The organism is Psychrobacter sp. bablab_jr014 (assembly GCF_016464015.1).
Taxonomy (GTDB): domain Bacteria; phylum Pseudomonadota; class Gammaproteobacteria; order Pseudomonadales; family Moraxellaceae; genus Psychrobacter.
The window spans coordinates 126,939-152,170 of record NZ_JACDXT010000001.1 but is presented as its reverse complement, the minus strand read 5'-3'; the positions used below and the strand labels follow the sequence as shown (position 1 = coordinate 152,170).

Here is a 25,232-nt window from a genome sequence, read left to right as displayed (position 1 = left end):
CAAACGATGCGAGCAATAGGTTATCAGATAAGTAAGAACCGAAAATAACAGCCGTAAGATGGACACGATAACAAACGACTGAGATAACGATAAATAACCATAAGCTAGGAACTATTATGAACAAAAATATTGATCATACCGACCCCGCTAAAGATATGAACTCAAGCCGCGGTAATGGTGGCGAAACGCACCAACGCGTAGAAAGTGATGGTAAGATATTGACCACACAGCAAGGCGTGCCTATTGGTGACAATCAAAATTCACTCAAAGCAGGCCGCCGTGGCCCTACGCTATTAGAAGACTTTGTGCTGCGTGAAAAAATCAATCATTTTGACCATGAGCGTATTCCTGAGCGTATTGTTCACGCTCGCGGTAGCGCGGCGCATGGCTATTTTGAATTGACCGAGTCTTTAGAGGAATATACCACCGCAAAAATCTTAACAGAAACAGGCAAGCAAACGCCTTTATTTACCCGTTTCTCAACTGTGGCAGGTAGCAAGGGTTCAAAAGACACACCACGTGACGTGCGCGGCTTTGCGGTAAAAATCTATACTGAAGAGGGCAACTGGGACATCGTCGGCAATAATATGCCGATTTTCTTTATTCAGGATGCTATTAAATTCCCAGATTTAATCCATGCTGTAAAACCTGAGCCAGATCGCGGCTTTCCTCAAGCAGCATCGGCGCACGATACCTTTTGGGACTTTGTATCTTTAAGCCCTGAAACCATGCATAACTTGATTTGGCTGATGAGTGACCGTGCTTTGCCGCGCAGCTTGCGTATGATGGAAGGCTTTGGTATTCACAGCTATCGTTTATTAAACAAAGAGGGCAAGAGCACCTTTGTACGTTTCCATTGGAAGCCTGTGCTCGGCGTACAGTCCACCACGTGGGATGAAGCAGTAAAAATCTCAGGTGCAGATCCTGATTATCATCGCCGTGATTTGTTTGAAGCGATTAACAACGGCATGTACCCTGAGTGGGAATTTGGTGTGCAGCTATTTACTGAAGAAGAAGCGGCAGAATTTCCGTTTGATCACCTTGACGCGACCAAACTCATTCCAGAAGAGTTGGTGCCTGTAAAAACAGTCGGTAAGATGGTACTCAACCGTTATCCTGATAATTTCTTTGCCGAAACTGAGCAGGTTGCATTCTGTCCATCGCACGTGGTACCTGGTATCGACTACAGCAATGACCCATTGCTCCAAGGTCGTTTGTTCAGTTATCTAGATACCCAGCTGTCACGCTTAGGCTCGCCAAACTTTGCACAGATTCCAATCAATGCGCCAAAATGTCCGTTTGCCAACATGCAGCGTGATGGTCATATGCAAATGCAAGTGCCAAAAGGTCGTGTTGCCTATGAGCCGCAAAGTTTAGACCCTGATATGCCACGTGAAGGCGGCAAACAAGGCTATCAGTCATTTAACGAACAACTTGATGATGATGTCAAAGGTCGCATCCGCGCCGAGAGCTTTGCTGATCATTACAGCCAGCCACGTCTGTTCTATCGTAGCCAAACGCCGATTGAGCAAGCGCATATTGCTGCGGCTTACGCCTTTGAATTAGGTAAAGTCGACACCGCGCATGTACGCACTCGTGTTCTTAGCCATTTGCGTCACATCGATGAAGACTTGGCAAAAAATGTGGCAGATACCTTGGGTATGACATTACCAGAGCCAGCGGAAGCGGCTGCGCCTGTGCAGGATCTGGGTACATCAAAAGCCGTACAAACCATTGGCGTGACACCAGAGAGTCTGGAAGGGCGCTTGGTCGGTATCTTGGTGGCAGAAGGCTCAAACCACGAGCAGCTGGAGAAGTTTGAAGCCGCCGCAAAAGAGGCAGGTGCCAGTGTTAAAATTGTCGCGCCTACTAAGGAAGTGACGCTAGACAATGGTGAGCGTATTCAAACAGATGAGCGCTTGGCTGGCGCGCCTTCGGTCTTCTTTGATGCGGTTGTTAGTATCATCATGCCACCGCAAGCCAAAAAACTGGCGATGGACAGTGGCGCACTAAGCTGGTTTATTGATGCCTACGCGCATTGCAAAGCTATCGCCTATTGCGGCGCGACCGATGAATTTATCTTAAGCAAACTGCCGATTGAGAAAGACAGCTTCGTCACGCCTTTAGAAGACACCGAAGCCTTTATCAATAATGCGAAAACGCGCCTATGGGAGCGTGAAAAAAAGGCCGCTGATATATCATAAAAATAGGTCACAAACCTTTGATTAATAAAAGCTCCAACCACTGTGTTGGAGCTTTTTTGTTTTTTAGCGCAAGAACACCACATAACCTTGAAAGTGTGGATTGTCTTCTAAAAATGCAGCCCCTTGCCATTGACCACCTTCAATGATGCCCACTTTAAAATCAAAGGGCAGGTCTTTTAGCCGTATGAGGTGCTGCGCATAATTAGTCAAAGTGGTCGTGCCCTGGTAGGTTTGTACCACCAGCTCGTCAATGGCGTCACTGAGCTGAATAAACTGAGAGTCTTCGGCTTGGTTTGACCAGTCCAGCAGTCCTGTCACACTGAGTTGATACTGCGCGGGCAGCTGCTGACGAATCTGCTTAAGCAGAGCGGCGTATTCGCCCAATCGGTAGGTTGGCGCATCATAGTCTATCTGAATACCCATAACGTGATTGCCTGCGCGTTGCCATTGCTCTAAGCGCTTTATAAGCTGTGGCATGACGTTCTCAGACCACGTCTGACTGGTCGCACGGTAGACCAGCCACATTTTTTTACCGCGTAAAAGTCGCACACCTAGCCCCTGCGTTATCAATGTCGCTGGTAATGCCTGAGCATTATTGTCATGGGTATCGGGGCGATAGTAGGGCATATTGGGCGCACGTATCTCACCTTGTAATAGATACAACGTATGCGCTTGGCTGAGCTTGGTACTGTCTTTGGGCGCTGTCCACAGCCAAAACTGCTGGTAATCATTGGCTTGGATATTGGTAGTGTTCGTGGGCATGGTAATAGAGCCAATTTTACTGGCATCACTATCCTGTGATGGTATCTGCGTTATCTGCTTAGCTGGCGCAGATGAAAAACGGCTTGCACCTTGATAGTAAACCAAAGCGGCAAACATAATAATACTCAGACCCAGCAAGCCTAACAGCCATCGCTTAAACGTAAATCGCTGATACTTTTGTAGATGATTACTCAAACCAGTAGCCCGTCATATTTACCAGTAGTATTTTTGGTTTTTTGCCCAAGTGGTTTGGCTAAAGTCAGATTTTAGACGTTTAAACCATGCTTTGCGCACGGACAAATCAACCTGATCGCCGCCACACTGGTTGTTACCCGAGCTGGCAAAACAACCTATGGCACGATGCAGCGCGTAGGCGGACAGCTCGTCATCTTGACTGTCTGTAAATATGGCGCGGTAGATATCGAGTCTGTTGAGCGTTTGACCTGCGAAGCGACTGGGGACGTCACCTAAGTACGGATAGGGCTCGCTTGGATCATCGTCAACAATATAGCGAAACTCTTTGTCGTAGTCATCGAGGTAACTGGTCAAATCGGTATCATACATAAACTCGGTCAGACACAAGGTTTGTAGTCTGTCGTTAGGGCGTTTACTGAGGCGCGTCACCGTGGTTGTCAAGTTTTGACACTTGATATGAGGGCTGATGTGTTTACCTTGCCAGTTAAATTGACTAAAAGTAGGGAGGTGCTTTAAGGTCTTATCCTTACTGCTATAGCCCTGATATTTTTGGGCGTCCTTTGGCAAATAACGCTGTTGGTAGGTTAAATAATCATCGTAGCGTCCATGTATCAGGGATTTGGCGAGCAGCGCGTAACGCGCCTCAGCACCCAGTGCGCTTGTATTTGCATGGTTGTCTGCAATTTGCTTTAGCAAGGTAGGGTCGGCTGAATATTTGATGACGCGCATCTTTAAGGCTTGTGACTGTATGCTGGTATCAGTAAACAATAAACGGTAATCATTGGTCTTGTCAGCATGCAGTGCTAATGCCAGTTCAGTAACAGTGTTTTGAAACGGCTGCTTGGGCAAGGTATGTAGCTGCTGCCATAGGGTATTGGCTTCATCGGTGCGTCCGAGTTGCTGTAATGCTTTTGCTTTTAAAGCGTATTGGCTAAATTGAGTATAAGATAGCTTACCCGTGGGCGCAGCGGTGGGCAAATAGCTTAGGGCGCGTTTTGGATTATTTTCTTGCACAAAATAATAGGTCGCGATCAGATACTGATACAAGTCCATACTGCCTTTAAACTTGGGCTTTAGACGCTCAAGCGCTGCCAATGTTATGGGTTTGGTGTTCATGAAGTTGCTGGCAGGTCGTAGACGATATAAGGCAAAACTGGTCAGCAATATGGGGTCATTAAGCACATTGATATCGACTTGTTTATTCATATATGGAAAAAACAGCCTTTTTTCAATCTCTTCTGGCAAGCGGCGACTGTCTAGGTTAAAGGCCAATGATTTTGTATGCGCAATTTGCCATTCTATTTCATCAACCAATTGTTCTTGCTGCCCTGACAGCCAATAGAGTCGGCGCTGTAATCCGCGAGCGGATGCCGTATACTGCCCTTTTTTAAAGCGGCTGAGATAAGTATTGATGGCGCTTTGCGTGCTGGCAAACAGTCTTGGGTCAACCATTTTATGGTCATAAACATAATCTTGCGCGCCTTGCTGATAAATACGATTGATACCTGTGCGAATCAGCATATAGTTGACCGTATCGAGCAGCCAAGCGCGTCCTGCATTATCCCCCGCATCAAGCGTGGTCAACGCGCTATATAGGTTATGCGCGCTATCAAAGTCTGATTTTTTGCCCAAATAAAACAGTTGTGTCGCCATGATGTAGTCCGCGTAGGGTTGTGCGTGGACAGACCACTTTAACGGAAAAGTAGCAGCATCCTTGTCCACGACAGTCTCATCATTAAATGAATCGGCACACTCACTGCGAATGGCGTCACGAAATTGCATCAGTTGTGCGCGCTCTTTTGGGGTTAATGCCTGATCTAGTGTTAGCGCGTTTTCTAGCGCTGTTTTACCTGTATAAAAGCTATTACAGTACTCCGCATAATTGCTGGTTTCAGAAGGCTCTAAAAAAGACTGATTAGGATTTTGTACTTGATTTACTGCCGCGTGCTTTAATGTGCGTAAGTTAAGCGGAAAGTCATAATAATAACCGCTGGTATGTAGCGTGTCAGGCTCATCAAAGGTGATTAAGCCCTTATCGGCAAGTAATAAATACAAATTGGTTTGGGTGTCATTGCCAGTATCTAAGGTGGGAAAGTTAATCTGACAGGCATTGTAGTAGCGATTGTCTAACGAAAAGTTAGAGCCACAGTATTCGCCACCACCTGCTTGTGCAGATATACCAACGCTCATCAGACTGGCTGTCAACAAGCCTAAAATCAAACTTTTGGGAACAGAGTTTAAAAAAGCTGAGGGGTGTCGTTTTGTATTGTCTGCGGTAGATTTCATAGCCAACTCGTGAGCGCGTACTGGATTGGAGTCTGTAATCATAACAGAGTTTTATTTTATCAATGTGATTTTTTCCCCACAAAAATCAGTTTATATACCACAACGTGTCATCAACTAGTCCTAAGTCTGATACCTAAAATTTTAGCAAAACGCCTAAATGACGAATTGCAACGAGCAAACGGAGTACAAGCGTTCATTGAAAGTCGAGTCGTACATAAGCTCCTGTACTACAATCAAAACAAGGGGTGTCATCAGGTGCGTTTAAAGCGTCCATTGAGACAAGAAACCTCAAACTATCAAAACTTAGCAATAAGCAAACACTCAAGGATGACTTATGCGCTTAGATAAGATTGTGCGATTGGACGGTTATATTCAAAGTATTTATTTGGCGGTATATGCTAATAAGTTGCTGCTGCTTGACGGCTGCTGCCGTGCTGATGTGCCGATGGTACTGGCGTACATCACAGACACACTACAGCGCCCGATAAGCCAGCTCAAGGTAGTCATGGTGACACACATGCATCCTGATCACGCAGGCGGTGCAAATGCGCTTAAAAAAGCCACAGGCTGCCGTATCGTCTCAGCAGAAAAGTCACGGCAATGGTATGCAGGCATCGGCGGGCAAATGATGCATCTGGTTGATACAGGGCTGGCGTATTATGTGGCGCATCGCCAAAACCGCCCGCTAAAAAACCTATGGTATCCTGCGCACCTGCATCCTGATGTGACGGTCAGTGAGGGGGATAAAATTCCTCACTTTAGCGATTGGTTGGTACTTGAGACACCTGGGCATACCGACCGTGATTTGTCGTTATTTCATCTGCCCAGCCGCCAAGTATATACCGCTGACTTAATCATCAAACTGCGGCATAAATTTGTTGCGCCATTTCCGATTTACAGTCCGCCTGCGTATACTGCATCGCTACAAAAGATCAAAGACATGCAGCCGAGCAATGTGATGATGGCACATGGGCGTGAGCTGGCGATTGACGCGCCGACCTTTGATATGCTGATTGCCAATGCGCCCACAGAACGGCGCACCATAAAAGACACGCTAATACACAAGCTGCTATGGCGGGCAGGCAAGCGCCCGATATTTGGTTAAATGCTCTATAGCAGAATCTCAATACAATGGAAATCGCATGAAACACACGCTCGATGAAAGACTATGTTTCTTGCTTGCTGTGCCGTCGTCTTTTGACGCTGCAAAAAGTAGTCTTTAATCTCGCCATACCATGTTTGAATTCACTTGATTATATGACAGAGGTAGATAGCGCAAGAATCAGAAAAAAGAATAGACGAAAAAAAAGCCCAATCATTAATATGACTGGGCTTTCTTAAATATGGTGGGCCGACCGCGACTCGAACGCGGGACCAATTGATTAAAAGTCAACTGCTCTACCAACTGAGCTATCGGCCCTAAAAGGGTGTGAAAGAAAAAGTGGTGGGCCGACCGCGACTCGAACGCGGGACCAATTGATTAAAAGTCAACTGCTCTACCAACTGAGCTATCGGCCCTAACTTTTCTCTCTCGTTTAAGAAGTTCTGTATCCCTAAACGTGAGAGCATAGTATATAGATAATTTTGAGTAATGCAACCCTTAATTTAAGAAAAATGCCTTTTCTTGCAAAAAACTGCTTTTTTTCTTAGTTTACCGTGATTTTGAACATATTTACGTCCAATATTGCTTTAATCGCGCGACAAGGCATCGACAGGGTCGAGCTTGGCGGCGTTGCGCGCAGGTAAAAATCCAAAAACCACACCAATCAGGGTCGAGCAAATAAAGGCAGCAATAATAGAGGCGGATGAATAGATAACCTGAAAGCTGTCACCGCCCACACGATTAATCACCTCACCAATGGCAAAGGCCAGTCCGATACCCAGCAAGCCCCCCAATACGCATACCAAAATGGCCTCAATCAAAAACTGCTGCATAATGTCGCTTTGACGCGCGCCGACAGCCATACGCACCCCAATCTCATTGGTGCGCTCGGTGACAGATACCAGCATGATGTTCATGACGCCGATACCACCAACAATCAATGAAATGATAGCAATTGATGAAATCAATAGCGTCATGGTCGAGGTCGTGGACTCAATAGTCTGGCGAATAGAGTCAGAATTGCGGGTACGAAAATCGTCTGCGCCGTGCCGCTCTTCAATCAGCTGCGAGATGGCTGACTCTGCCGCTGACGATGAGATGCTTTCATCCACCAAGGCCACGAAATTCTCAATATAGGCACTGCCTTCAATACGCGACATGACAGTCGTGTAGGGCATGTAGATGGTCGGAGTATCAGAGCTTGGGCCAAAGCCACTGTCTTTGGGTTCAAGGACACCTATCACGCGCCCTGGTACTGCGCCAATTAGTAGAACCTCACCAATAGGGTTGTCATTATCCGCGAAAAAAGTATTTTTGGCATTGTCATCTAAGATGACGTCTTGTGTACGCCGCAAAATACTTTGTTCATCAAAGGCTTGTCCTTGTGCCAGCGTCTCGCCTGTGACATCCAGATAGTCTTTGCCCACACCACTGACGGTTGCTGATTCTTGGATACTGCGATAGCGAACGGTAGCGCTGCCATCTAACTGAGGACTGACGCTGACCACATAAGGCTGCGCAGCAACGGCATTGGCGTCATCAGGGGTTAAGTTGTCATCGTTGTAACTGCGCCTTGGATCCCCCCATGGATAGCCATCGGTGACAGTGATGGTATTGGTGCCAAGCGAGCTGATGTTGGTCAAAATTTGCTGCTGTGAGCCTTTACCCAAGCCCACGACTGAGACGACTGAAGCAATACCAATAATAATGCCCAGCATGGTCAGCAACGTGCGCATTTTGTGCGCGCGCATGGCCAGCAGCGACATTTTAAAGGCCTCAAGCAGGCGGTCAATAAAGCTACCGATGCGGCTTTTTTTGTGCTGTTCTAAGATGGCCTCAGGCTGCTGTGTGCTATGCTCATAATGGTCATTGTGATAGTCATCAATAATATAGCCGTCTTTGATTTCAATGACACGCTCAGCTTGCGCGGCGATGTTGGGGTCGTGCGTCACCATAATGATGGTGTGCCCTTGCTCGTTTAACGACTGCAAGATTTGCATCACGTCTTTGCCCGATTGACTATCGAGCGCGCCTGTCGGCTCATCGGCAAGGATAATCTCGCCCCCATTCATCAAGGCGCGTGCAATAGAGACACGCTGCTGCTGACCGCCTGATAGCTGACTGGGACGGTTGCCAACCTTGTCTGCCAGACCCAAATCACCGAGCAGGTGTGCGGCGCGTTCGCTACGTGCTTCTTTGTCCATACCTGCATAGACGGCAGGCACGGCAACATTGTCACGTGCGTTAATGTCGCCAAGCAAATGATAGCGCTGAAAAATAAAGCCAAAATGTTCACGGCGTAGGGTCGCCAGCTCATCGGCCTCAAGCTGGTTGACTGACTTGCCATAAATCTTATAGTCGCCTGCGCTGGCTTTGTCCAAGCAGCCCAGGATATTCATCAAGGTTGACTTGCCTGAGCCTGATTGCCCGATAATGGCGACCATCTCACCTTGATAGATGGTCAAGTCAATATCATGCAGTACCCGCATTATCTGTTCGCCTGCGCGAAACTCCCTAATGACGCCTGTCAGCTGCATTAATGGTGGCGCATCAGCCGTTTCAGCGTGCATTTTTTGGGTATTCATAACCAGCATCTACCTTTATCATCTCTTTTTAGTACGTCTTCATTGTTGACCTGTGTTGCCGTTAAAATGGTGGGCGACCACCGCCAGATTGGTTGCCTTTACTGCTACTATTGTCTTCGCTTAAGATGATATCGTCACCTGCTTTTAAGCCGCTAAGAATTTGCGCATTGACGCGGTTATTAATCCCAACCGTAACAGGCTGTTCTTTAACCGTGCCGTCTGCTTGTAGTACGCGTACGGTCGCCGTGGTCTTACCGCTAGTATCGGTCTTGCTGTTTTTAAGGGCGGTAGAGGGTATCAATAGGGCATCTTTGGCTTGGTCAATGACCACGTACACCTGCGCAGTCATATCAATACGAAAGCGGCGCTCAGGGTTGGGCACTTCTAAATAACCGATGTAGTAGATAGCGGTGTCAGTTGAGCTGGTATCGCTAATCTCTTCAGGAGCAGGTTCAATAGCTTTGAGCGTGGCATCAAATTTCTGCTCAGGATTACCAATGATGTTAAAGTACACTGGCATGCCTGCTTGTACATTAATCACATCTGCTTCGGAGATTTGCGCGTTAATACGCACGGTGGATAAGTCGGCTAAGGTAACGATGGTCGGTGCGGTTTGATTGGCATTAACGGTGCTGCCTTGCTCGGTAGTGATGGATACGACCGTACCCGAAATTGGCGCGCGGATGGTGGTATAGCCCAAATCTTGCTCGGCGGTATTGACGTTGGTTTGTGATTTTCTAAGCTCGGCTTGTTGGCTACTGATATCGGCATTGGCAGTCACGATAGCGGCCTTGGCAGTGTCAATCGCCGCGCGTGCATTGTCCACTGCCGCTTTAGCCGTTTGAACCGCTGTGGCTTGAGTGTCGTATTCTTGCTGACTGATGGCGTCAATTTCTACTAAAGACTTTAAGCGGGCAAAGTCAGATTGTGCCTGTTTAAGTTCAGATTGTTTGCTTGCCAAATCGGCATAAGCGCTTTTTAAGTTGGCACGTTTACTTAATACATCTGCCTGAGCGCTTTGTAGTGCTGCTGCGCTTTGCTCTAGTGTGGCTTGTTGATTGTCTAAGGCATTTCGTTGCGTGACTTGGTCAATCTGAGCAATCAAATCACCTTGCTGGACTTGGTCGCCAATATCGACATACAGCTTTTTGACTTCACCAGAAACCTGCGCGCCAACCTCAACCGTATTTAGCGCTTTGACCTTACCTGATGACATGACATTGTTTTCAATATCGCCGATTTCGGCTTTAGCGGTCAGATAATTGGGTTCAGCGGCTTTTGGTTTTAACTGTTGATACGCAAAAATCCCAAGTAACAGCACAACGATTGCGGCAACCCCCCATTTTATTGCCGTTTTTTTACTTACCTTTTGCATCACACTTGCCCCGTAACCTTGAATCAAATGCAGTTATAGTAAAGGGTTGCTTGTCAAAAGGGAATGAGAATTAGTTTGCGAAACGTTAAGCGCTGAGAGAAAGGCGTGACAATAACGCCAACGCGAAAAATACAATGCAGCGATGTGCTTAATTAGGGGTAGGGAACAAGGACACACCTGTCAGCGCCAAAGCTGCTTGTAACAATAGCTCCCACGCAGGTTGACGCAAGACGCCTTTGATAGCGGCGTCACAACAATAAATCAATGTCGACCATTCGGCGGTACTGGCTGGCGAGTGGCGGCGCATAGCATTCATATACAGCCCTTGCTTACTGCGCCAAATACCCAGCGCTTGTGGGTCTTTGCCGTCCTGTAGCGCCATAATATGACGCATGTCTTTGCTAATCGCCCACAGTATCAGCGTCGGCGGCTCATCAATGGATTTTAATTGCAAAAATATTTTGACCACTTGTTTGGCATCGCCTGCGAGCATGGCATCGGACAAATCAAAAACACTAAACTGCGCGTCACTGACCAAGGCAGCTTGCAAATCATCAATATCTAAAGGTACAACTGTCGAATGCGTGTCATGTGCGTGTGCCTCACCTGCGGCTTGTCTTTCTGCCAGTTTAGGGGCAAACAAATAAGACAGCCGCCAAAGGGTTTGATAGGCACTCAGCAAATTTTGCTCAGTATGTGACATTAGCAGTTGCCACGCGTCTTGCGATAAGCGCAGTCCAAAGCGCTCGGCTTGTAGCTGCAAAATCTGCTGGCGCGCTCGCTCGTCATAGACTTGGCAATCAATCACTTGACCATATTGAGTAAAGGGCGCAAACCAAGCGGCGCTTTGGGCGCGGCGGTCTAGCTTGGGCAGTAGCCACAGTAAGCTGTGACTTTGCTCACCGCTAGCGGCCGCTTGCGCAAAACGTACCAGCTCGGCCGTCGTTGTCTTATCAGGCTTATGATTGCCTGTGACAATCAGAGCGCTGGCATCGTCAAACAAAGATAAGCTACCAAGCTCAGCGAGCACATCCTGCCAGCTTTTGGGGGAGGTCAGCTCAATACGCGTAATACTGTAGTTTTGCTGCTGCCAATGCTGGCGTAGTGCGGCGATAAGCCACTGTTGCAATAACGGCTCATCGCCATGCGCCAGCCACAGCCCTGCAACCTGCACACCAGATTGTAGGAGCTTTGGATAACTATTAATAAAGGTCTGTGCCATAAAAAGACAGGGCTACACTTATGGCTTGGGCGCAACCACCACAGGGGCAGTCGTCGTCGAGGAGATGGCAGGCTGTGGCTGCTGTACCGAGGGCAGACCGATAGCGACATACTGATCAGTAATACGCTGTGCTAAGCTGTCATAGAGCCAGTCGCGAATCTGTTCGCCTTGTTGGTCTTCAGTACTGACTGAAGCCTCATTATACTGATAGCTGCGCGTGACTTGAATGGGGTTGGTTAAGGTTACAGGCTCGCCGTTTTGGATGGTGTTATAGGTTACATCCGCCGAGAGGACCAAGCGAATCTCAGTCAATACACCAACCAGCTCGTAACGCTTAAAACGTACATTTTTTACCGTAATGGTAGCGATGTCCTGATTGCTCAGTAGGCGCGTGGTGTCATTAGTGGAGACCCCGCTTTCAATAAGCGCTAAGCTATCGACCACGTCTACCCCTAAAGATTCAAGGCGACGAGTGAGTGGGCGCTTTAGCGGGAAGGAAGTGCGGTCGTCATCAATGACAATCGCCGTCTTAGCGGCTTCAAAGTACATCGGCGTTTGATAGCCTTGTAAATGAAAGCCGCAAGCGCTCAAGCTGCCCGCACCAACCACAACGGCGGTTAAGGGCAGGGCACTATAGAGCATCGCGCCGAGCAGACGCAGCACTGAGCGCGGCTGCGTGTGGGTGTGTTGTGACATACTCGCCTTCCTTTTATTGTTTTCGCGCAAGCCCTAGCCTGCGACCACGATATTCACCAGCTTATTGGGCACAACGATTTCTTTTTTGATATCGCCTGTGATGAATTTTGCCACACTCTCCAAACTGCGTGCCTGAACCTTGATGCTCTCGCTGTCACTATCAGGCGCGACTTCCATTTTGCCACGCATTTTGCCATTGACCTGTACGACCATGGTGATAGTGTCTTGTACCAAGGCGCTATCGTCAAGGGTAGGGTAGCTTAGGGCTTTGGTATCGAGTCCCAAGCGCTCAAGCAAATGCTCGCCCACGTGCGGCGCATAAGCGGTCAACATGGTCAACAGTGCGATAAGGGCTTCGTGCTGGACGTGTAGATCCTGCGGGCTTTGCTGCTTAAAGCCGCTAAGCTCGTTTGCCAATTCCATGAGGCTCGATACAGGCGTGTTCAGTGCCAAGCGCTCGCCTAAATCATTGTCAATCTTCGCAATGGTTTCGTGCGTTTTGCGGCGCAAGTCTTTAGCCGCTTTGCTCAGACCGTCCACACTAGGGGTCGCTGCGTTCAGACTGCTCACAGCCGCGCCTGCATTATCCAGCGCTGCCAAATGGTCGGTTGCGATACGCCAGACTTTTTTCACAAAGTTGTATGGCCCTTTTAGCGCGTCATCTGACCATTCTAGCGTTTGGTCAGCAGGGGCAGTAAATAGGGTGTACAGACGCACGGTGTCCGCGCCATATTGGTCAATGGTGGTTTGTGGATCGACGCCATTGTTCTTTGACTTTGACATTTTTTCGATTTTGCCGATGGTCACAGGCTGACCGTCGGCCTTTAGCGTGGCGTTAATCGGTTGCCCGCGTTCGCTATATTCGATGTCCACGTCATTGGCAAAGTAATAGGTGGTGCTGCCATCGTCATTACGGCGGTAGAACGTGCCCGCCAAGACCATGCCTTGGGTCAATAGATTGGCAAAGGGCTCATCGCCTGATACCAAGTTTTCATCGCGCATTAATTTGTGGAAGAAGCGCGCATAGAGCAAGTGCATGACCGCGTGCTCGACGCCGCCGACGTATTGGTCGACAGGCAGCCATTTGTTGGCGGCAGACTTGTTGACCATGTGCTCGGTATCGTTCGGGCTGGCAAAGCGCGCATAGTACCAGCTTGACTCGACAAAGGTATCAAAGGTATCGGTCTCGCGCTCAGCAGCGTTGCCACATTTTGGACAGGTGGTATCGACAAAGTCAGCGCGATTTTTTAGGGGGTTACCGCGTCCATCAGGCACGACGTCGGTCGGTAAGACGACAGGCAAGTCTTTTTCATCGACAGGCACGGTGCCGCAATGCTCACAGTTGACCATCGGAATAGGGCAGCCCCAATAACGCTGACGCGATACGCCCCAATCACGTAGACGGAACTGGATTTTTTTGCTGGCAAGATTTTGTGGCTCAAGTTTACCCAGCATCGCATCAAAGGCTTGATCAAAGTCCATGCCGTCAAAGTCGCCAGAGTTAACCAAAGTATTGCGCTCGGTGTAGGCTTTTGACGCGTCTTCGTCTGCATCGTCAAAGTAGCCATCAGGAATCTCGATGACTTGTTTGATGGGCAAGTTGTATTTGGTCGCAAACTCGTAGTCGCGCTCATCGTGCGCAGGCACTGCCATGACCGCGCCTGAGCCGTAGCTCATCAGCACATAGTTGGCAACCCACACAGGTACGGTTTCGCCCGTCAATGGATGTGTGACCGTCAAGCCTGTGTCCATACCGATTTTTTCGGCTTTGGCAAGATCAGCTTCGGCAACTGAGCCTTTTTTGCACAGCGCACAGAATTGGGCAATCACGTCATCGCGCTCGGCGGCGTATTGGGCAAGTGGGTGCTCAGCGGCGACCGCGACATACGTCACGCCCATCAAGGTATCAGGACGAGTGGTAAACACGTCTAGGGTGTTGCTTTCGCCCTCCATCTCATACGGGAAATGCACTTCCATACCTGCGCTGCGCCCAATCCAATTGCGCTGCATGGTGATGACTTCAGGTGGCCAGTGACCTTCTAGCTGGTCTAAATCGTCCAGCAACTCGTCCGCGTAATCGGTGATGTTAAAGTAATACATCGGGATGTCGCGCTTTTCGACAGGCGCGCCACTACGCCAGCCTTTACCATCGACGACCTGTTCGTTCGCAAGTACGGTATTGTCAACAGGGTCCCAGTTGACGGTTGAGAGCTTTTTATATACTAAGCCCTTTTTATACAGCTGTAAGAAGAGCCACTGCTCCCACTGATAATATTCAGGGCTACAGGTGGCAAACTCGCGCGACCAGTCGATAGACAGGCCGAGCAATTTTAGCTGCGCGCGCATGTTGTCAATATTGGCAAACGTCCATGCGGCAGGCGGCGTTTGGTTAGCGATGGCGGCGTTTTCGGCAGGCAAGCCAAACGCATCCCAGCCCATAGGCTGCATGACTTCAAACCCTTTTAGGCGATAGTAGCGGCTTAATACATCTGAGATGGTGTAGTTACGCACGTGCCCCATGTGCAGCTTACCGCTAGGGTACGGGAACATCGACAGCATATAGCGGGTTGGTTTGTCCGTTTGCGCGTTGTCTACTTCAAAACGCTTGTCGTCTTCCCATTTGGCTTGCTGCGCCGCTTCTATTGCTTGTGGGTCGTAATAACTGTTGTCGGTTTGATCTACTGTCACGGCATTGCTCATAGTTGGCTCGAAATTTAAGATTTTGAAGGGTAATAGGAGTTTATTTAGATGAAGTAGGATAGCGTAAATTTAGAAAAATTGCGATGGGAGCGCAGTAATAATAGCTGAGTAGAACGTGGTCAGTACAGCCGTAGTAAGATAAAATATTGACTTTGACAAACAAATGTTATTAACCATCAGTTTTCTCAATTGCATTATAAAATGGTTATAAGGCGAAATATGCAAAAATTAGAGGCGGGACAGGTGCTTAAGTACCCTGTCGAACTTTATTTATCAAAAAAAACCATAGTACTTGTTATTGCCCTAGGTTTGTCACTGTTTCCATTGTATTTTTACGGTCTGCCCTGGGCGCAAGAAGATAATGAGTGGTTTGTGATAGTATTCACATGGCTTATGATGGTTATGATTGTCATGGCTGTCCTTTCTATATTAATAGCTTTGATAAAAGGCGAACCTGTACTTCGTATTACAGATGAGGGTATAGATATGCTGCAAGTCTTGCGACGTCCGCAGCAGAAAAAACTCTTATGGCAAGACATTTCTTATATAGATATTGATCACCACGTTATCAAGCATAGTGAGATTTGGATGCTGGTTATTCAGCCCAAGCAAGGTAAGGTCATTCAATACCCCATCAGACCAATGCGGTATCAAAACTATATCTTAAATGAAATGGAAATTGTCAATACGGTACAGCTTGCCTTTGAGGGCAATGCAGCAATACGTTATGAACCAATAGAGTTAGACAGGATCAAATTGGTAACCAAAAAAACCAAATATTTGTTATTGATATTAATTGTGCTGCTGTTGGCAGTTTACTTGTTTGCAGTTTTTAAATAACGTGTCCATTATTTTAACCTTATTTTAAGGAGCATTTATGACCATCACCATCTACGGCATCAAATCATGCAGCACCATGAAAAAAGCATTTACCAAGCTCGATGAGCTGGATGTAAGTTATGACTTTCATGACTATAAAAAGCAAGGTATTGATAAAGCTTCAGTGCAACGCTGGGTCGCGGATTTAGGCATCGATAAAGTGCTTAATAAGCGCGGGACAACGTGGCGCAAACTTGATAACGAACAAAAAGCGGTAGCTGATGCAAGCGAAGATGCTGCCATTGACTTATTGGTGGACAACACCAGCATGATTAAACGCCCGATATGTGAAGGCCAGTACCAAGGGCAAGCGGTATTGTTATGTGGCTATGATGAAGCACAATATCAGGACGTATTTGGTAAATAATGGCTGTGTGAAATAATGGTGTATTGATAGATATTTGTTCAATAGAAGCCTATAATAATGCTAAAAATATGTTGGTTTTATCATTATATTCATTATTATATAAATTTACGTGAGGCGATTATGAACACAATATCTATTAAACGTATGGCAGCCGCTGCCTTAATCATGGCGTTTGGCAGTGTTAGCGCACAGGCTGCCGAAAGTAGCACTAAAATTACTTTTCCTAAAGACAGCTATTGCGGCAGTTTTGCAGGCGATATTCAAAACGGCAAAACCTTTCGCTTGTGGCTCAGCCCGCAGCAAAACTTGGTGGTCAGCAATATTGGTGATGATCAAGTCAGCGTGGCTTATGTTTCGGACGGTAAGGAGCGTCTAGAAGGCGACCGTTATGGTAATGAAACCAGCTTTTATACCAAGCGCAAAGGCAATCATTACATCAAGGTATACGGTACCAGCCATCATAGCGCCATTGATTTTTGTGTGTATTAAGCACTTTTTGATAAAGCGGTTATTTAACTTGTGATAAAAAAAGGTCGTTACTTGTCATGGATAACGACCTTTTTTATGGCTGTCCTTAGCGCTGAACGAACTCAGAATCAGCTCAGTGCTGAATCCACATCACGGCTGATGAGTGTACCCACGCCTTCATTGGTAAATATCTCGAGCAACGTCGCGTGCGGTACGCGCCCATCCACGATAACGGCGCTTTTTACGCCACCACGTACCGCATCGAGCGCGCACTGAATCTTAGGTATCATGCCGCCTGAAATGGTGCCGTCTTCAATTAAGTTATCAACTTTTTTGGGAGTCAAGCCAGTCACAACTTCACCGTCACGACCCAGTACCCCTTTGATATTGGTCAGTAGCATCAGTTTTTCAGCTTGCAAAAATTCAGCCACTTTTCCAGCGACCAGATCAGCATTGATGTTATACGTATTGCCTTCGTTATCGACACCAAGTGGCGCAATCACAGGGATAAAGTTTGAGCTAATTAGCATGTTGATAACGTCTTTATTGACACTGACCACATCACCCACGAAGCCAAGATCGATCGCTTGCGTGCTGCCATCTTCATGGATTTTTTGCATAAGCATTTTTTTGGCACGAATGAGATTGGCATCTTTACCTGTCAGACCGATAGCGCGCCCACCGTGCTTGTTAATCAGATTGACAATCGACTTGTTCACGCTGCCGCCCAGTACCATCTCGACCACGTCCATGGTGCTTTTGTCGGTCACACGCATGCCATCAATGCGGTCAGATTGACGTCCCAGCTCTTTGAGTAGGTTGTCCACTTGCGGGCCGCCGCCATGAACCACAACAGGATGCATGCCGACGGTTTTTAGGAGTACGATATCACGCGCAAAGGAGCTTTCTAGCTCAGGGTCGGTCATGGCATTGCCACCGTATTTGACCACAATCAATTTGTCCTCATAACGCTGAATATAAGGCAGCGCAGTGGTCAGTACTTCGGCGGTAATTTTGGCATCATCTAAATTAAGCGACATGATAAAAAGCTCCTCAAATGGTCAGTCGGTCATAGTAGCATAAGTTGGGTAATAGCATAAATGCAGGATAAGGGGTGGCGGTTACGCCGCCTCAATAGTGGCAATCTGTTCGGCCAAATGGCTATCAAAGGGCTGACAAAGGCGCACAAAACGCGCTTGAATAGCACGTAAGTCGTCCTCGCTATCGCCTGCAAAGCGCACCGTCAAACTGTGACTGGTATTGGATTGACGCAGCACCCCAAACCCATGGGCAAAGTCGAGTCGAACACCATCAATACAGCTGATACGCGTCCCTACGGGTATCAACTCAGCGGCGTCACTGTGCAAGTTGCTCTGTGCTTGGTGCATACAATCACAAGTGTCTGTACTGGGCGATAGGCACCGACAAGAGAGCGTGTCGATCTGAGCCTGTAAGTAGCAGCACAGACGCGTAATGTGCTCAATAATAGAGCAGCTGTCTTGACTCATGGTTGGCAGCGGCAGGTAGTGGTCAGCCGTACTGACCAGCCTTGGCAGATGCTGCGTAATATCGGTTAACTGGCGCTGATGCTTAATACGCGGTGCGCCCCAAACGTCCAGTGTAGGACGCGGCATATTGGCAATGGGATCGCAGGCTGGCGCGTAGGCAAGCCAGAATAACAGGCGCAAACTGGCATAAATGGCGTCATCATAGACCAAAAAATAGCCGTCATTAAAAATAAAATGTCCCGACAGCTCACCTGCAAAAATGGCTGTATCAGGCTCGTTTTGTAATTGATGGCGCATTAGGCTGCTACCTGTCTTGCTCATGACCGCTTCTGCACCTATTGCGGTGATAAGTGGTGCTAAGTGGTGTGCACATTTGACATCGAACAACACCTTTGGCGTGCTTTGATTATGGGTATAAACGGCGTCGCGCAAGCGGCTGGGGCGATCAATAATGGCAATGTGCGCAAGCAAATACAATAGGTGGTCAGGAGCAACCAGCTTGCCGCTGTTGTCAACAATCATTAAGCGATCGGCATCACCATCGAAAGCAAGGCCAATATCTGCGCGGTTTAAGATAACTTCGTGTTGCAGCTCAGCGAGGCGGTTTGGTTCGGCGGGGTCGGGATTGCCCAAAGGAAACTGCCCATCGGGGGCGTCATTGAGCAAGATTACCCGTTTACAAAAGCGGCGAAACAGCAGCGCGGCAATACGTCCACTAGCGCCATGCATACAGTCCACGACGACCGTCATGTTCAGCGGCTGTAGTGCGCCGCCTGTCTTTGGCACGTTGGGATATTGGCTGTTGCTTAAGGTAACAAACACATCAGAAATGGCATCGGCATAGCATCGCGCCACACAGTCAGCTGATAGCGACATACAGGTGCTGTGTTTATTATCAGTATTGATGCGGGCAGTATTGCGGTCATACAGCGAGGTATCCGCACTACCAAGCGACAGCACCGTATCACGGAAGGATAAAATGTCGTCACGGCTGGGGGACTGATGCGCGTGTATCCATTTGACACCCAAAATATCTTTGTGTGAATGGCTCGCAGTTACTATGATGCCGTGACCGTCGTAATGCGCTGCCCAAAGTGCCATCATCGGTGTGGTGACCAGCCCAAGGCAAATCACCTGTACGGAATGACACAACACTTCGCTAAGCTGTTCGGCAATTTCTTGACTGCCGCAGCGGGTATCGTAGCCAATAACCACACGCGGCATTTGCTTAGAAGAGGTTGTCTTTTGATTAGGACGAAGGGACGATGCATCGTCTAAATCAGATGCATCCGTGGCTTGGTACAAAACGCAAAAGGCTTGCGCTAATGCATGGACAAAAGAAGAGGTAAAATGCTGCCGCGCACCGCGAATATCATAAGCACGAAATAAAGAACGCTGCGCAGCAAATGATGGCATTGCCACCTCCTTAATTGGTAACTATTGGCGACCAGAATGCCCAAAGCCGCCCGCACCGCGTGCGCTCTGCTCGCTAAATTCCGTCACCACCTCAAATTCTGGACGCACGACAGGCACAATGACATATTGCGCCATACGCTCAGCAGGCTCTAGCACAAAGTCCGTATCGCTACGGTTCCAAATACTGACCATCAGCTCGCCTTGATAATCGGCGTCAATCAAACCTACCAAGTTACCAAGGACGATACCGTGCTTGTGTCCGAGTCCTGAGCGCGGCAAAATCATACCCGCATAATCAGGATTGTCGATATAAATCGCAAGCCCTGTGCCGACCAGATGCGTGCTGCCTGCTTTAATCGTCAAAGGCGCATCAATGCAGGCACGTAAATCAATACCCGCTGAACCGTCAGTCGCACGGGTTGGCATAGAGAATGCCGCGTCATTAATAATTTTTTGATTTAATACTTTTACTTGAACACTTTTCATAATACACCTAGAAAATAGTAAAACGGATCGAAATAAACAATTGATAAACACAAAAAAGTAGTCTGTTGACCGTCAATCGGACAAACAGACACAATAAGACAAAAAAGTCGTCGTATTTTAAAGGCTATAGTAGCAAGACGCTAGCCAGACCTAGGAAGGATAAGAAACCAACAATATCAGTCACAGTCGTCAAGATAACTGATGCAGACAGGGCAGGGTCAATATTCATGCGCTTGAGCATCAGCGGGATACCAATACCTGAGACGTTTGCGGCGGTCATATTGATGGCGATGGCGCAGGCAATAACTAAGCTGATTTTGGCATCTTGGAACCACAGCTGGGCAATTACGCCCATAATCACCGCCCACACCACACCGTTTATCGCGCCAACCCACATCTCTTTGTTAAACAGCCACCAACGGTTTGACCCCCCGATTTGACCCATTGCCAAACCGCGAATGACGACCGTAAGTGTCTGCGACCCTGCAATCCCGCCCATACTGGCGACCACAGGCATCAGCACCGCGAGCGCCACGACTTTTGCCAGTACCGCTTCAAACTGCCCAATCACCATTGCCGCGAGTAGTGCGGTTGCAAGGTTAATCCCCAGCCACACGCTACGGCTTTTGGCACTGGTCAAAATCGGCGCAAACAATTCTTCATCTTGGCTCACACCCGCCAAGCTTTTCATGGTGCTGTCGACATCATCTTGGATAATCTCCATGATGTCCTCGGCGTTAAGCTGCCCGACCAGTTCATTATGCATATTAATGATAGGCGCAAAGTGAATGTCTTCAGAACGAAAAATCGACGCCGCCTCTTGAATGTCCATACGGTCATTAATAGTAATCGCAGGGTCAATAAAATTTGCGACCAGCTGGCTCTGATCATGTTTAATCAAATCAACCAAGCTCAATAAGCCTAAGAGTTGCTGCGCATTATCCACGACCAGCAGTTCTTGGCTTTGGTCATCGAGCAAATCGTCATTGCCGCGTAGCCAATCTTGGACTTGTGCGAGGGTGATATCGTCCTGTACCTGAATGATATCGGGGTCCATGTAGCTGCCGACTTCCCAATCTTCGTAGGTATCGAGCTTATTGACCTGAATGCGCGTCTCTTCATCGAGGGTCGCCATCACCGAGCTGCGCACCGTGTCATCCACGGTATCGAGAATCTCAGAGATGTCTTGTGCGTCAAGGTCTTGGGTAAATAAAGAAATCTGCTTGGGGGAAATGTTCTCCATTAAAGGCTGGCGGGTATCGTAATCCAGCTCAGCCAGCACTTCACCTTTTAAGCCCTCAGGCACTTGCGCCCATATCAGTGCGCGGTCTTGGGTGGGGAACGACTCTAAAAGGTTGGCAATCTCGTATTTGGACTGTGCCGCCAAAAACTCAGTGATGGCGGCGTAGGCGTCTTCTGCCACCAGCCCTTGTAGATATATCAGCTTATATTCGGCGCTATATTCTAAAGGGTTGTAATCACCCTGTAGCGTGGTTGGGCGCTCAGGGGGTGTGGCAGTCGACATAGTCACTCCAAAAATTATCAATAAAATCAGTAATCACATCAAATGAGTAATGACGTTAAACGTACCCAAAAAATCACATCAACAAGTGGCGCATGTCGTGTGAAATAAAACGGTTTAACAGCACTTAGCGGTTGCCCAGCATAGCGCGGATATTGGCCAAATACTCGTCCGCCACCGCCGCAGGGTCTTTTTGTGCTTTGGCTTTTTTGGCTTTGGCGGGCCAATCGATATGGTCTTCGGGCAGCTCTTCTAAAAATCTTGACTCCGAGGTCACGCGCATCTGCCCACCGCCGCGACGCTGAGAGGCGAGGGTTAAGGTCAGCTCGCGCCGCGCACGGGTGATGCCCACATACATTAAGCGGCGTTCTTCTTCGATGGTTTCACTCAATATCGAGTTGCGGTGCGGCAGCAGCTCTTCTTCTAAGCCCATGATATAGACAAAATCAAACTCCAAGCCTTTTGCCGCGTGCAGGGTCATGAGGTTGACCTTGTTGGTGTTTTCTTCTTCTTGTTGCTGCTCAAGCATATCAAGGAGCACGAGTTTACGAATGATGGTATCAATCGTACGCTCGTCATCCTCATCAGCGCGATTAATCAGCGCTTGGATACTGCTGTAGAGCATCTCGATATTATCAAGGCGGTTTTTTTCTTGTTGCGGGGTTTTGGCATCACCGCGCACAAAGTCGATATAGCCTGTCTCGTCAATCATCTGGCGCACGATGGGCACAGGGTCGGGGTGCTGATCAAGCTCGCGGGTGTAATGCTCGATAAATTCGCCAAATTCTTTAAGCGTACTGTACGCTTTTATCGGCAGTACGTGCCCTAAGCCACCATGCGTACAGGCAGCCAGCAAAGACACGCTGTGTTCTTGCGCGAACAGACCAAGCTTTTCGAGGGTTGCAGGTCCCATGCCGCGCTTGGGCGTGTTAATAATACGCAAAAAGGCACTGTCATCTTCGGGGTTTAAAATCAAGCGCAGATAGCCCATGACGTCTTTGATTTCGCTACGCGCAAAGAACGACTGGCCGCCCGATAGCTTATAGGGCACTTGCATTTGGCGCAGCTGCGCCTCTAGCATACGCGCCTGAAAGTTACTGCGATAAAGGACGGCATATTGCTCCCACTCATTACCAAAGCGCAATTTGTGGGTAACGATTTCTTTTGCCACGCGCTCAGCTTCGTCATCATCGTTACGGCAGTTAATGATGCGGATTTTTTCGCCGTGCCCTTTGTCTGACCACAGCTTTTTTTCAAAGATGTGTTCGTTATTGACAATCACTGCGTTGGCAGCGGTCAAAATGCGGCTGGTCGAGCGATAATTTTGCTCAAGCTTAACGACTTTTAACTTAGGAAAGTCTTCTTTGAGCAGCGCCATATTTTCAGGCTTTGCGCCGCGCCATGCGTAAATCGATTGGTCATCGTCACCAACTACAGTAAATCGCCCTTGCGGACCGACCAAGTATTTAATCATTTCGTACTGCGCGGTGTTGGTATCTTGGTACTCATCGACGAGCAAATAGCGGATACGGTTTTGCCATTTGTCGCGCAGCTCTTTATTTTCGCGCAAGATTTTGGTCGGTAAGACAATCAAATCATCAAAATCCACCGCATTATACGCGCGCAAATTACGCTCGTATAAGGCATACAGCGTGGCAAAAATCATGTCCTCAGGGTCTTCTAAGGTATCAGCGGCTTTTTCTGGCTCGACCAAGTCGTTTTTCCAATCAGAGATAAACTTGATAGCTTTGCCCACCAGTTCGCGACTCTCTGCGCCACTTAAGTTGTCGCGCATCATCAGCTCCATCAAGAGGCGTTTGCTGTCGTCGCTGTCCATGATCGAAAAGTTGCCTTTTAGCGGCGTGTGCATTAGCTCATAGCGCAAAAACTGCAAGCCAAATTGGTGAAAGGTCGAGACCGTCAGCCCGCGCGTTTTTTCACTGGGCAATAGTTTGCCGACACGCGCTTTCATCTCGCGCGCGGCCTTATTAGTAAAGGTTACGGCAGTGATGCGCTCGGCAGGCATGTTGCAATCTTCAATCAGATAGGCGATTTTGCGAGTAATCACGGAGGTTTTGCCCGAGCCTGCGCCCGCCAGTACAAGCAGCGGTCCTGACACATAGAGCATGGCCTCTTGTTGTTTGGGATTGAGTTGACTCATAAATAAACCTACAGCATCAGCAAAAAAACGAAAACCGCCCCGTCAAAGACTGCCAATCGGCAGTAACAACGCAGAACAATCCATAAGGCAATCGGTCGCATACGGCGCGCCTATTATAAAGCAAAATCAAAGACTTTTGGGCGCGGATGCAGGCTTGTTGGCGGCGTTTATTGACGCGGCAGGCACAAAAAAACGGCTGGGAAATCAGGCATTGATGTCCCAGCCGTTTTAAGGGTTCTTAGCTTACTTAAGCGCTTTTGCTTAGCAACGGTATTTACGCATTGTTAAGCTGGCGCGCAGCCTCTAGCGCAAAATAGGTCAAGATGCCGTCTGCGCCTGCACGGCGAAAACCGATTAACGATTCTAAAATCACCGCATCACTGAGCCAGCCGTTTTGAATCGCTGCCATGTGCATCGCGTATTCGCCTGAGACTTGATACGCAAAGGTTGGCACGCCAAAGGTGTTTTTGACTTCACGAATCAAATCGAGGTACGGCTGACCTGGCTTAATCATCACCATGTCTGCGCCTTCGTTGATGTCCATCGCCACTTCGTGCAGCGCCTCGGCACGGTTGCCAAAGTCCATTTGGTATTGTTTTTTGTGCCCGCCTTTGAGGTTGCCAGCGCTGCCAACCGCATCGCGAAAAGGACCATAGTAGGCGGAGGCGTATTTTGCGGAATACGCCATGATGGCAGTATTGGTAAAGCCTTCGGCTTCAAAGGCATCACGCATGGCACGGATACGCCCATCCATCATATCGCTCGGTGAGATAATATCAGCGCCAGCGCGGGCGTGAACGAGCGCTTGCTTAACGAGTACTTCTACCGTTGCATCATTGACCACGTAGCCTTCGTCATCGAGCAGGCCATCTTGACCGTGCGAGGTGTAGGGGTCGAGTGCCACATCAGTCATCACCACCATTTCGGGCACGGCGTCTTTGAGCGCGCTGACGGCACGTGCAGCAAGTCCATTGGCATCATACGCCGCTTCGCCATTGGCGGTTTTTAGGCTGCCATCAATGACGGGGAAGATGTCGATGGTGGTCACGCCTTCGGCAAGCAGTTCTTTAGCGTAATTAATTAACAGGTCAATCGATAAACGCTCAACACCTGGCATGCTTTTGATGGCTTTGCGTTGATTGCTGCCTTCTAAGACAAACACAGGCGCGATAAAGTGCTTGGGATGCAGCTCGACTTCACGAATCATGGCGCGCACATTGTCGTTATAACGCAAGCGGCGCAGGCGGGTTTGCGGAAACTGACGGTTAAAGGTATAGCTCATAAATCAATCCTTATAA

18 protein-coding genes and 2 tRNA genes are annotated in these 25,232 nt (G+C 48.4%); 5 read left to right on the top strand and 15 right to left on the bottom strand.

The window, feature by feature from the left end:
• Nucleotides 1-116: 116 nt before the first annotated feature.
• Entirely contained in the window at nt 117-2,204 is a 2,088-nt protein-coding gene (locus JIE71_RS00565) for a catalase (protein ID WP_199506773.1), read from the top strand.
• Between the two features lie 63 nt (nt 2,205-2,267).
• Here JIE71_RS00565 and JIE71_RS00560 read toward each other — a convergent pair whose 3' ends face one another.
• Together JIE71_RS00560 and JIE71_RS00555 are read right to left on the bottom strand one after the other, a co-directional pair.
• Complete coding sequence (locus JIE71_RS00560) at nt 2,268-3,161, bottom strand: DUF3142 domain-containing protein (protein ID WP_199506772.1); 894 nt, start codon at nt 3,159-3,161, stop codon at nt 2,268-2,270.
• A gap of 18 nt (nt 3,162-3,179) precedes the next feature.
• Entirely contained in the window at nt 3,180-5,447 is a 2,268-nt protein-coding gene (locus JIE71_RS00555) for a hypothetical protein (RefSeq protein WP_199506771.1), read from the bottom strand.
• Nucleotides 5,448-5,781: 334 nt separating this feature from the next.
• On the opposite strand from JIE71_RS00555, the gene JIE71_RS00550 reads away from it, so the two are divergent.
• On the top strand, nt 5,782-6,552 hold the full coding sequence (locus JIE71_RS00550) for an MBL fold metallo-hydrolase (RefSeq protein ID WP_199506770.1): 771 nt from the start codon (nt 5,782-5,784) through the stop codon (nt 6,550-6,552).
• Between the two features lie 239 nt (nt 6,553-6,791).
• On the opposite strand, the gene JIE71_RS00545 is transcribed toward JIE71_RS00550, so the two are convergent.
• The 7 genes from JIE71_RS00545 to leuS form a co-directional block, all read right to left on the bottom strand.
• Nucleotides 6,792-6,867 (bottom strand) — tRNA-Lys (locus tag JIE71_RS00545).
• A gap of 22 nt (nt 6,868-6,889) precedes the next feature.
• Nucleotides 6,890-6,965 (bottom strand) — tRNA-Lys (locus JIE71_RS00540).
• Nucleotides 6,966-7,136: 171 nt separating this feature from the next.
• Nucleotides 7,137-9,134 (bottom strand): MacB family efflux pump subunit, encoded by a 1,998-nt coding sequence (locus tag JIE71_RS00535; protein ID WP_199506769.1) that lies wholly within the window; start codon nt 9,132-9,134, stop codon nt 7,137-7,139.
• A gap of 61 nt (nt 9,135-9,195) precedes the next feature.
• Nucleotides 9,196-10,509: an efflux RND transporter periplasmic adaptor subunit gene (locus JIE71_RS00530; RefSeq protein WP_199506795.1), complete on the bottom strand. Its 1,314-nt coding sequence runs from the start codon at nt 10,507-10,509 to the stop codon at nt 9,196-9,198.
• A gap of 148 nt (nt 10,510-10,657) precedes the next feature.
• Nucleotides 10,658-11,731 (bottom strand): DNA polymerase III subunit delta, encoded by a 1,074-nt coding sequence (gene holA / locus JIE71_RS00525; RefSeq protein ID WP_199506768.1) that lies wholly within the window; start codon nt 11,729-11,731, stop codon nt 10,658-10,660.
• 18 nt (nt 11,732-11,749) lie between these two features.
• On the bottom strand, nt 11,750-12,427 hold the full coding sequence (gene lptE / locus JIE71_RS00520; RefSeq protein ID WP_228284476.1) for an LPS assembly lipoprotein LptE: 678 nt from the start codon (nt 12,425-12,427) through the stop codon (nt 11,750-11,752).
• 33 nt (nt 12,428-12,460) lie between these two features.
• Nucleotides 12,461-15,127 (bottom strand): leucine--tRNA ligase, encoded by a 2,667-nt coding sequence (gene leuS, locus JIE71_RS00515; protein WP_199506767.1) that lies wholly within the window; start codon nt 15,125-15,127, stop codon nt 12,461-12,463.
• A gap of 219 nt (nt 15,128-15,346) precedes the next feature.
• Between leuS and JIE71_RS00510 the strand changes: the two genes are divergently transcribed.
• The 3 genes from JIE71_RS00510 (at nt 15,347) to JIE71_RS00500 (ending at nt 16,862) form a co-directional block, all read left to right on the top strand.
• Nucleotides 15,347-15,967 (top strand): STM3941 family protein, encoded by a 621-nt coding sequence (locus JIE71_RS00510; protein ID WP_199506766.1) that lies wholly within the window; start codon nt 15,347-15,349, stop codon nt 15,965-15,967.
• Between the two features lie 37 nt (nt 15,968-16,004).
• Nucleotides 16,005-16,373, top strand: coding sequence for a Spx/MgsR family RNA polymerase-binding regulatory protein (locus JIE71_RS00505; protein WP_199506765.1), 369 nt, complete (start codon nt 16,005-16,007; stop codon nt 16,371-16,373).
• A 120-nt stretch (nt 16,374-16,493) separates the two neighbouring features.
• On the top strand, nt 16,494-16,862 hold the full coding sequence (locus JIE71_RS00500; RefSeq protein ID WP_228284475.1) for a hypothetical protein: 369 nt from the start codon (nt 16,494-16,496) through the stop codon (nt 16,860-16,862).
• A 107-nt stretch (nt 16,863-16,969) separates the two neighbouring features.
• Here JIE71_RS00500 and argB read toward each other — a convergent pair whose 3' ends face one another.
• The 6 genes from argB to hemB form a co-directional block, all read right to left on the bottom strand.
• On the bottom strand, nt 16,970-17,881 hold the full coding sequence (gene argB, locus JIE71_RS00495; protein WP_199506764.1) for an acetylglutamate kinase: 912 nt from the start codon (nt 17,879-17,881) through the stop codon (nt 16,970-16,972).
• An 81-nt stretch (nt 17,882-17,962) separates the two neighbouring features.
• Nucleotides 17,963-19,765: a phosphomannomutase gene (locus tag JIE71_RS00490; protein ID WP_199506763.1), complete on the bottom strand. Its 1,803-nt coding sequence runs from the start codon at nt 19,763-19,765 to the stop codon at nt 17,963-17,965.
• A gap of 21 nt (nt 19,766-19,786) precedes the next feature.
• Nucleotides 19,787-20,251: a dUTP diphosphatase gene (gene dut / locus JIE71_RS00485; RefSeq protein ID WP_199506762.1), complete on the bottom strand. Its 465-nt coding sequence runs from the start codon at nt 20,249-20,251 to the stop codon at nt 19,787-19,789.
• Nucleotides 20,252-20,375: 124 nt separating this feature from the next.
• On the bottom strand, nt 20,376-21,776 hold the full coding sequence (mgtE, locus tag JIE71_RS00480; RefSeq protein WP_199506761.1) for a magnesium transporter: 1,401 nt from the start codon (nt 21,774-21,776) through the stop codon (nt 20,376-20,378).
• Between the two features lie 124 nt (nt 21,777-21,900).
• Nucleotides 21,901-23,934, bottom strand: coding sequence for a UvrD-helicase domain-containing protein (locus JIE71_RS00475; RefSeq protein WP_199506760.1), 2,034 nt, complete (start codon nt 23,932-23,934; stop codon nt 21,901-21,903).
• Nucleotides 23,935-24,208: 274 nt separating this feature from the next.
• Nucleotides 24,209-25,216 (bottom strand): porphobilinogen synthase, encoded by a 1,008-nt coding sequence (gene hemB / locus JIE71_RS00470; RefSeq protein ID WP_199506759.1) that lies wholly within the window; start codon nt 25,214-25,216, stop codon nt 24,209-24,211.
• Between the last annotated feature and the right edge of the window lie 16 nt (nt 25,217-25,232).

What these genes read in the sequence shown, in the direction of transcription:
- JIE71_RS00565 (WP_199506773.1), top strand. Translation starts at nt 117, where the DNA reads ATGAACAAAAATATTGATCATACCGACCCCGCTAAAGATATGAACTCA.
- JIE71_RS00555 (WP_199506771.1), bottom strand. Translation starts at nt 5,447, where the DNA reads ATGAAATCTACCGCAGACAATACAAAACGACACCCCTCAGCTTTTTTA.
- JIE71_RS00550 (WP_199506770.1), top strand. Translation starts at nt 5,782, where the DNA reads ATGCGCTTAGATAAGATTGTGCGATTGGACGGTTATATTCAAAGTATT.
- JIE71_RS00535 (WP_199506769.1), bottom strand. Translation starts at nt 9,134, where the DNA reads ATGAATACCCAAAAAATGCACGCTGAAACGGCTGATGCGCCACCATTA.
- JIE71_RS00530 (WP_199506795.1), bottom strand. Translation starts at nt 10,509, where the DNA reads ATGCAAAAGGTAAGTAAAAAAACGGCAATAAAATGGGGGGTTGCCGCA.
- holA (WP_199506768.1), bottom strand. Translation starts at nt 11,731, where the DNA reads ATGGCACAGACCTTTATTAATAGTTATCCAAAGCTCCTACAATCTGGT.
- lptE (WP_228284476.1), bottom strand. Translation starts at nt 12,427, where the DNA reads ATGTCACAACACACCCACACGCAGCCGCGCTCAGTGCTGCGTCTGCTC.
- leuS (WP_199506767.1), bottom strand. Translation starts at nt 15,127, where the DNA reads ATGAGCAATGCCGTGACAGTAGATCAAACCGACAACAGTTATTACGAC.
- JIE71_RS00510 (WP_199506766.1), top strand. Translation starts at nt 15,347, where the DNA reads ATGCAAAAATTAGAGGCGGGACAGGTGCTTAAGTACCCTGTCGAACTT.
- JIE71_RS00505 (WP_199506765.1), top strand. Translation starts at nt 16,005, where the DNA reads ATGACCATCACCATCTACGGCATCAAATCATGCAGCACCATGAAAAAA.
- JIE71_RS00500 (WP_228284475.1), top strand. Translation starts at nt 16,494, where the DNA reads ATGAACACAATATCTATTAAACGTATGGCAGCCGCTGCCTTAATCATG.
- argB (WP_199506764.1), bottom strand. Translation starts at nt 17,881, where the DNA reads ATGTCGCTTAATTTAGATGATGCCAAAATTACCGCCGAAGTACTGACC.
- JIE71_RS00490 (WP_199506763.1), bottom strand. Translation starts at nt 19,765, where the DNA reads ATGCCATCATTTGCTGCGCAGCGTTCTTTATTTCGTGCTTATGATATT.
- dut (WP_199506762.1), bottom strand. Translation starts at nt 20,251, where the DNA reads ATGAAAAGTGTTCAAGTAAAAGTATTAAATCAAAAAATTATTAATGAC.
- mgtE (WP_199506761.1), bottom strand. Translation starts at nt 21,776, where the DNA reads ATGTCGACTGCCACACCCCCTGAGCGCCCAACCACGCTACAGGGTGAT.
- JIE71_RS00475 (WP_199506760.1), bottom strand. Translation starts at nt 23,934, where the DNA reads ATGAGTCAACTCAATCCCAAACAACAAGAGGCCATGCTCTATGTGTCA.
- hemB (WP_199506759.1), bottom strand. Translation starts at nt 25,216, where the DNA reads ATGAGCTATACCTTTAACCGTCAGTTTCCGCAAACCCGCCTGCGCCGC.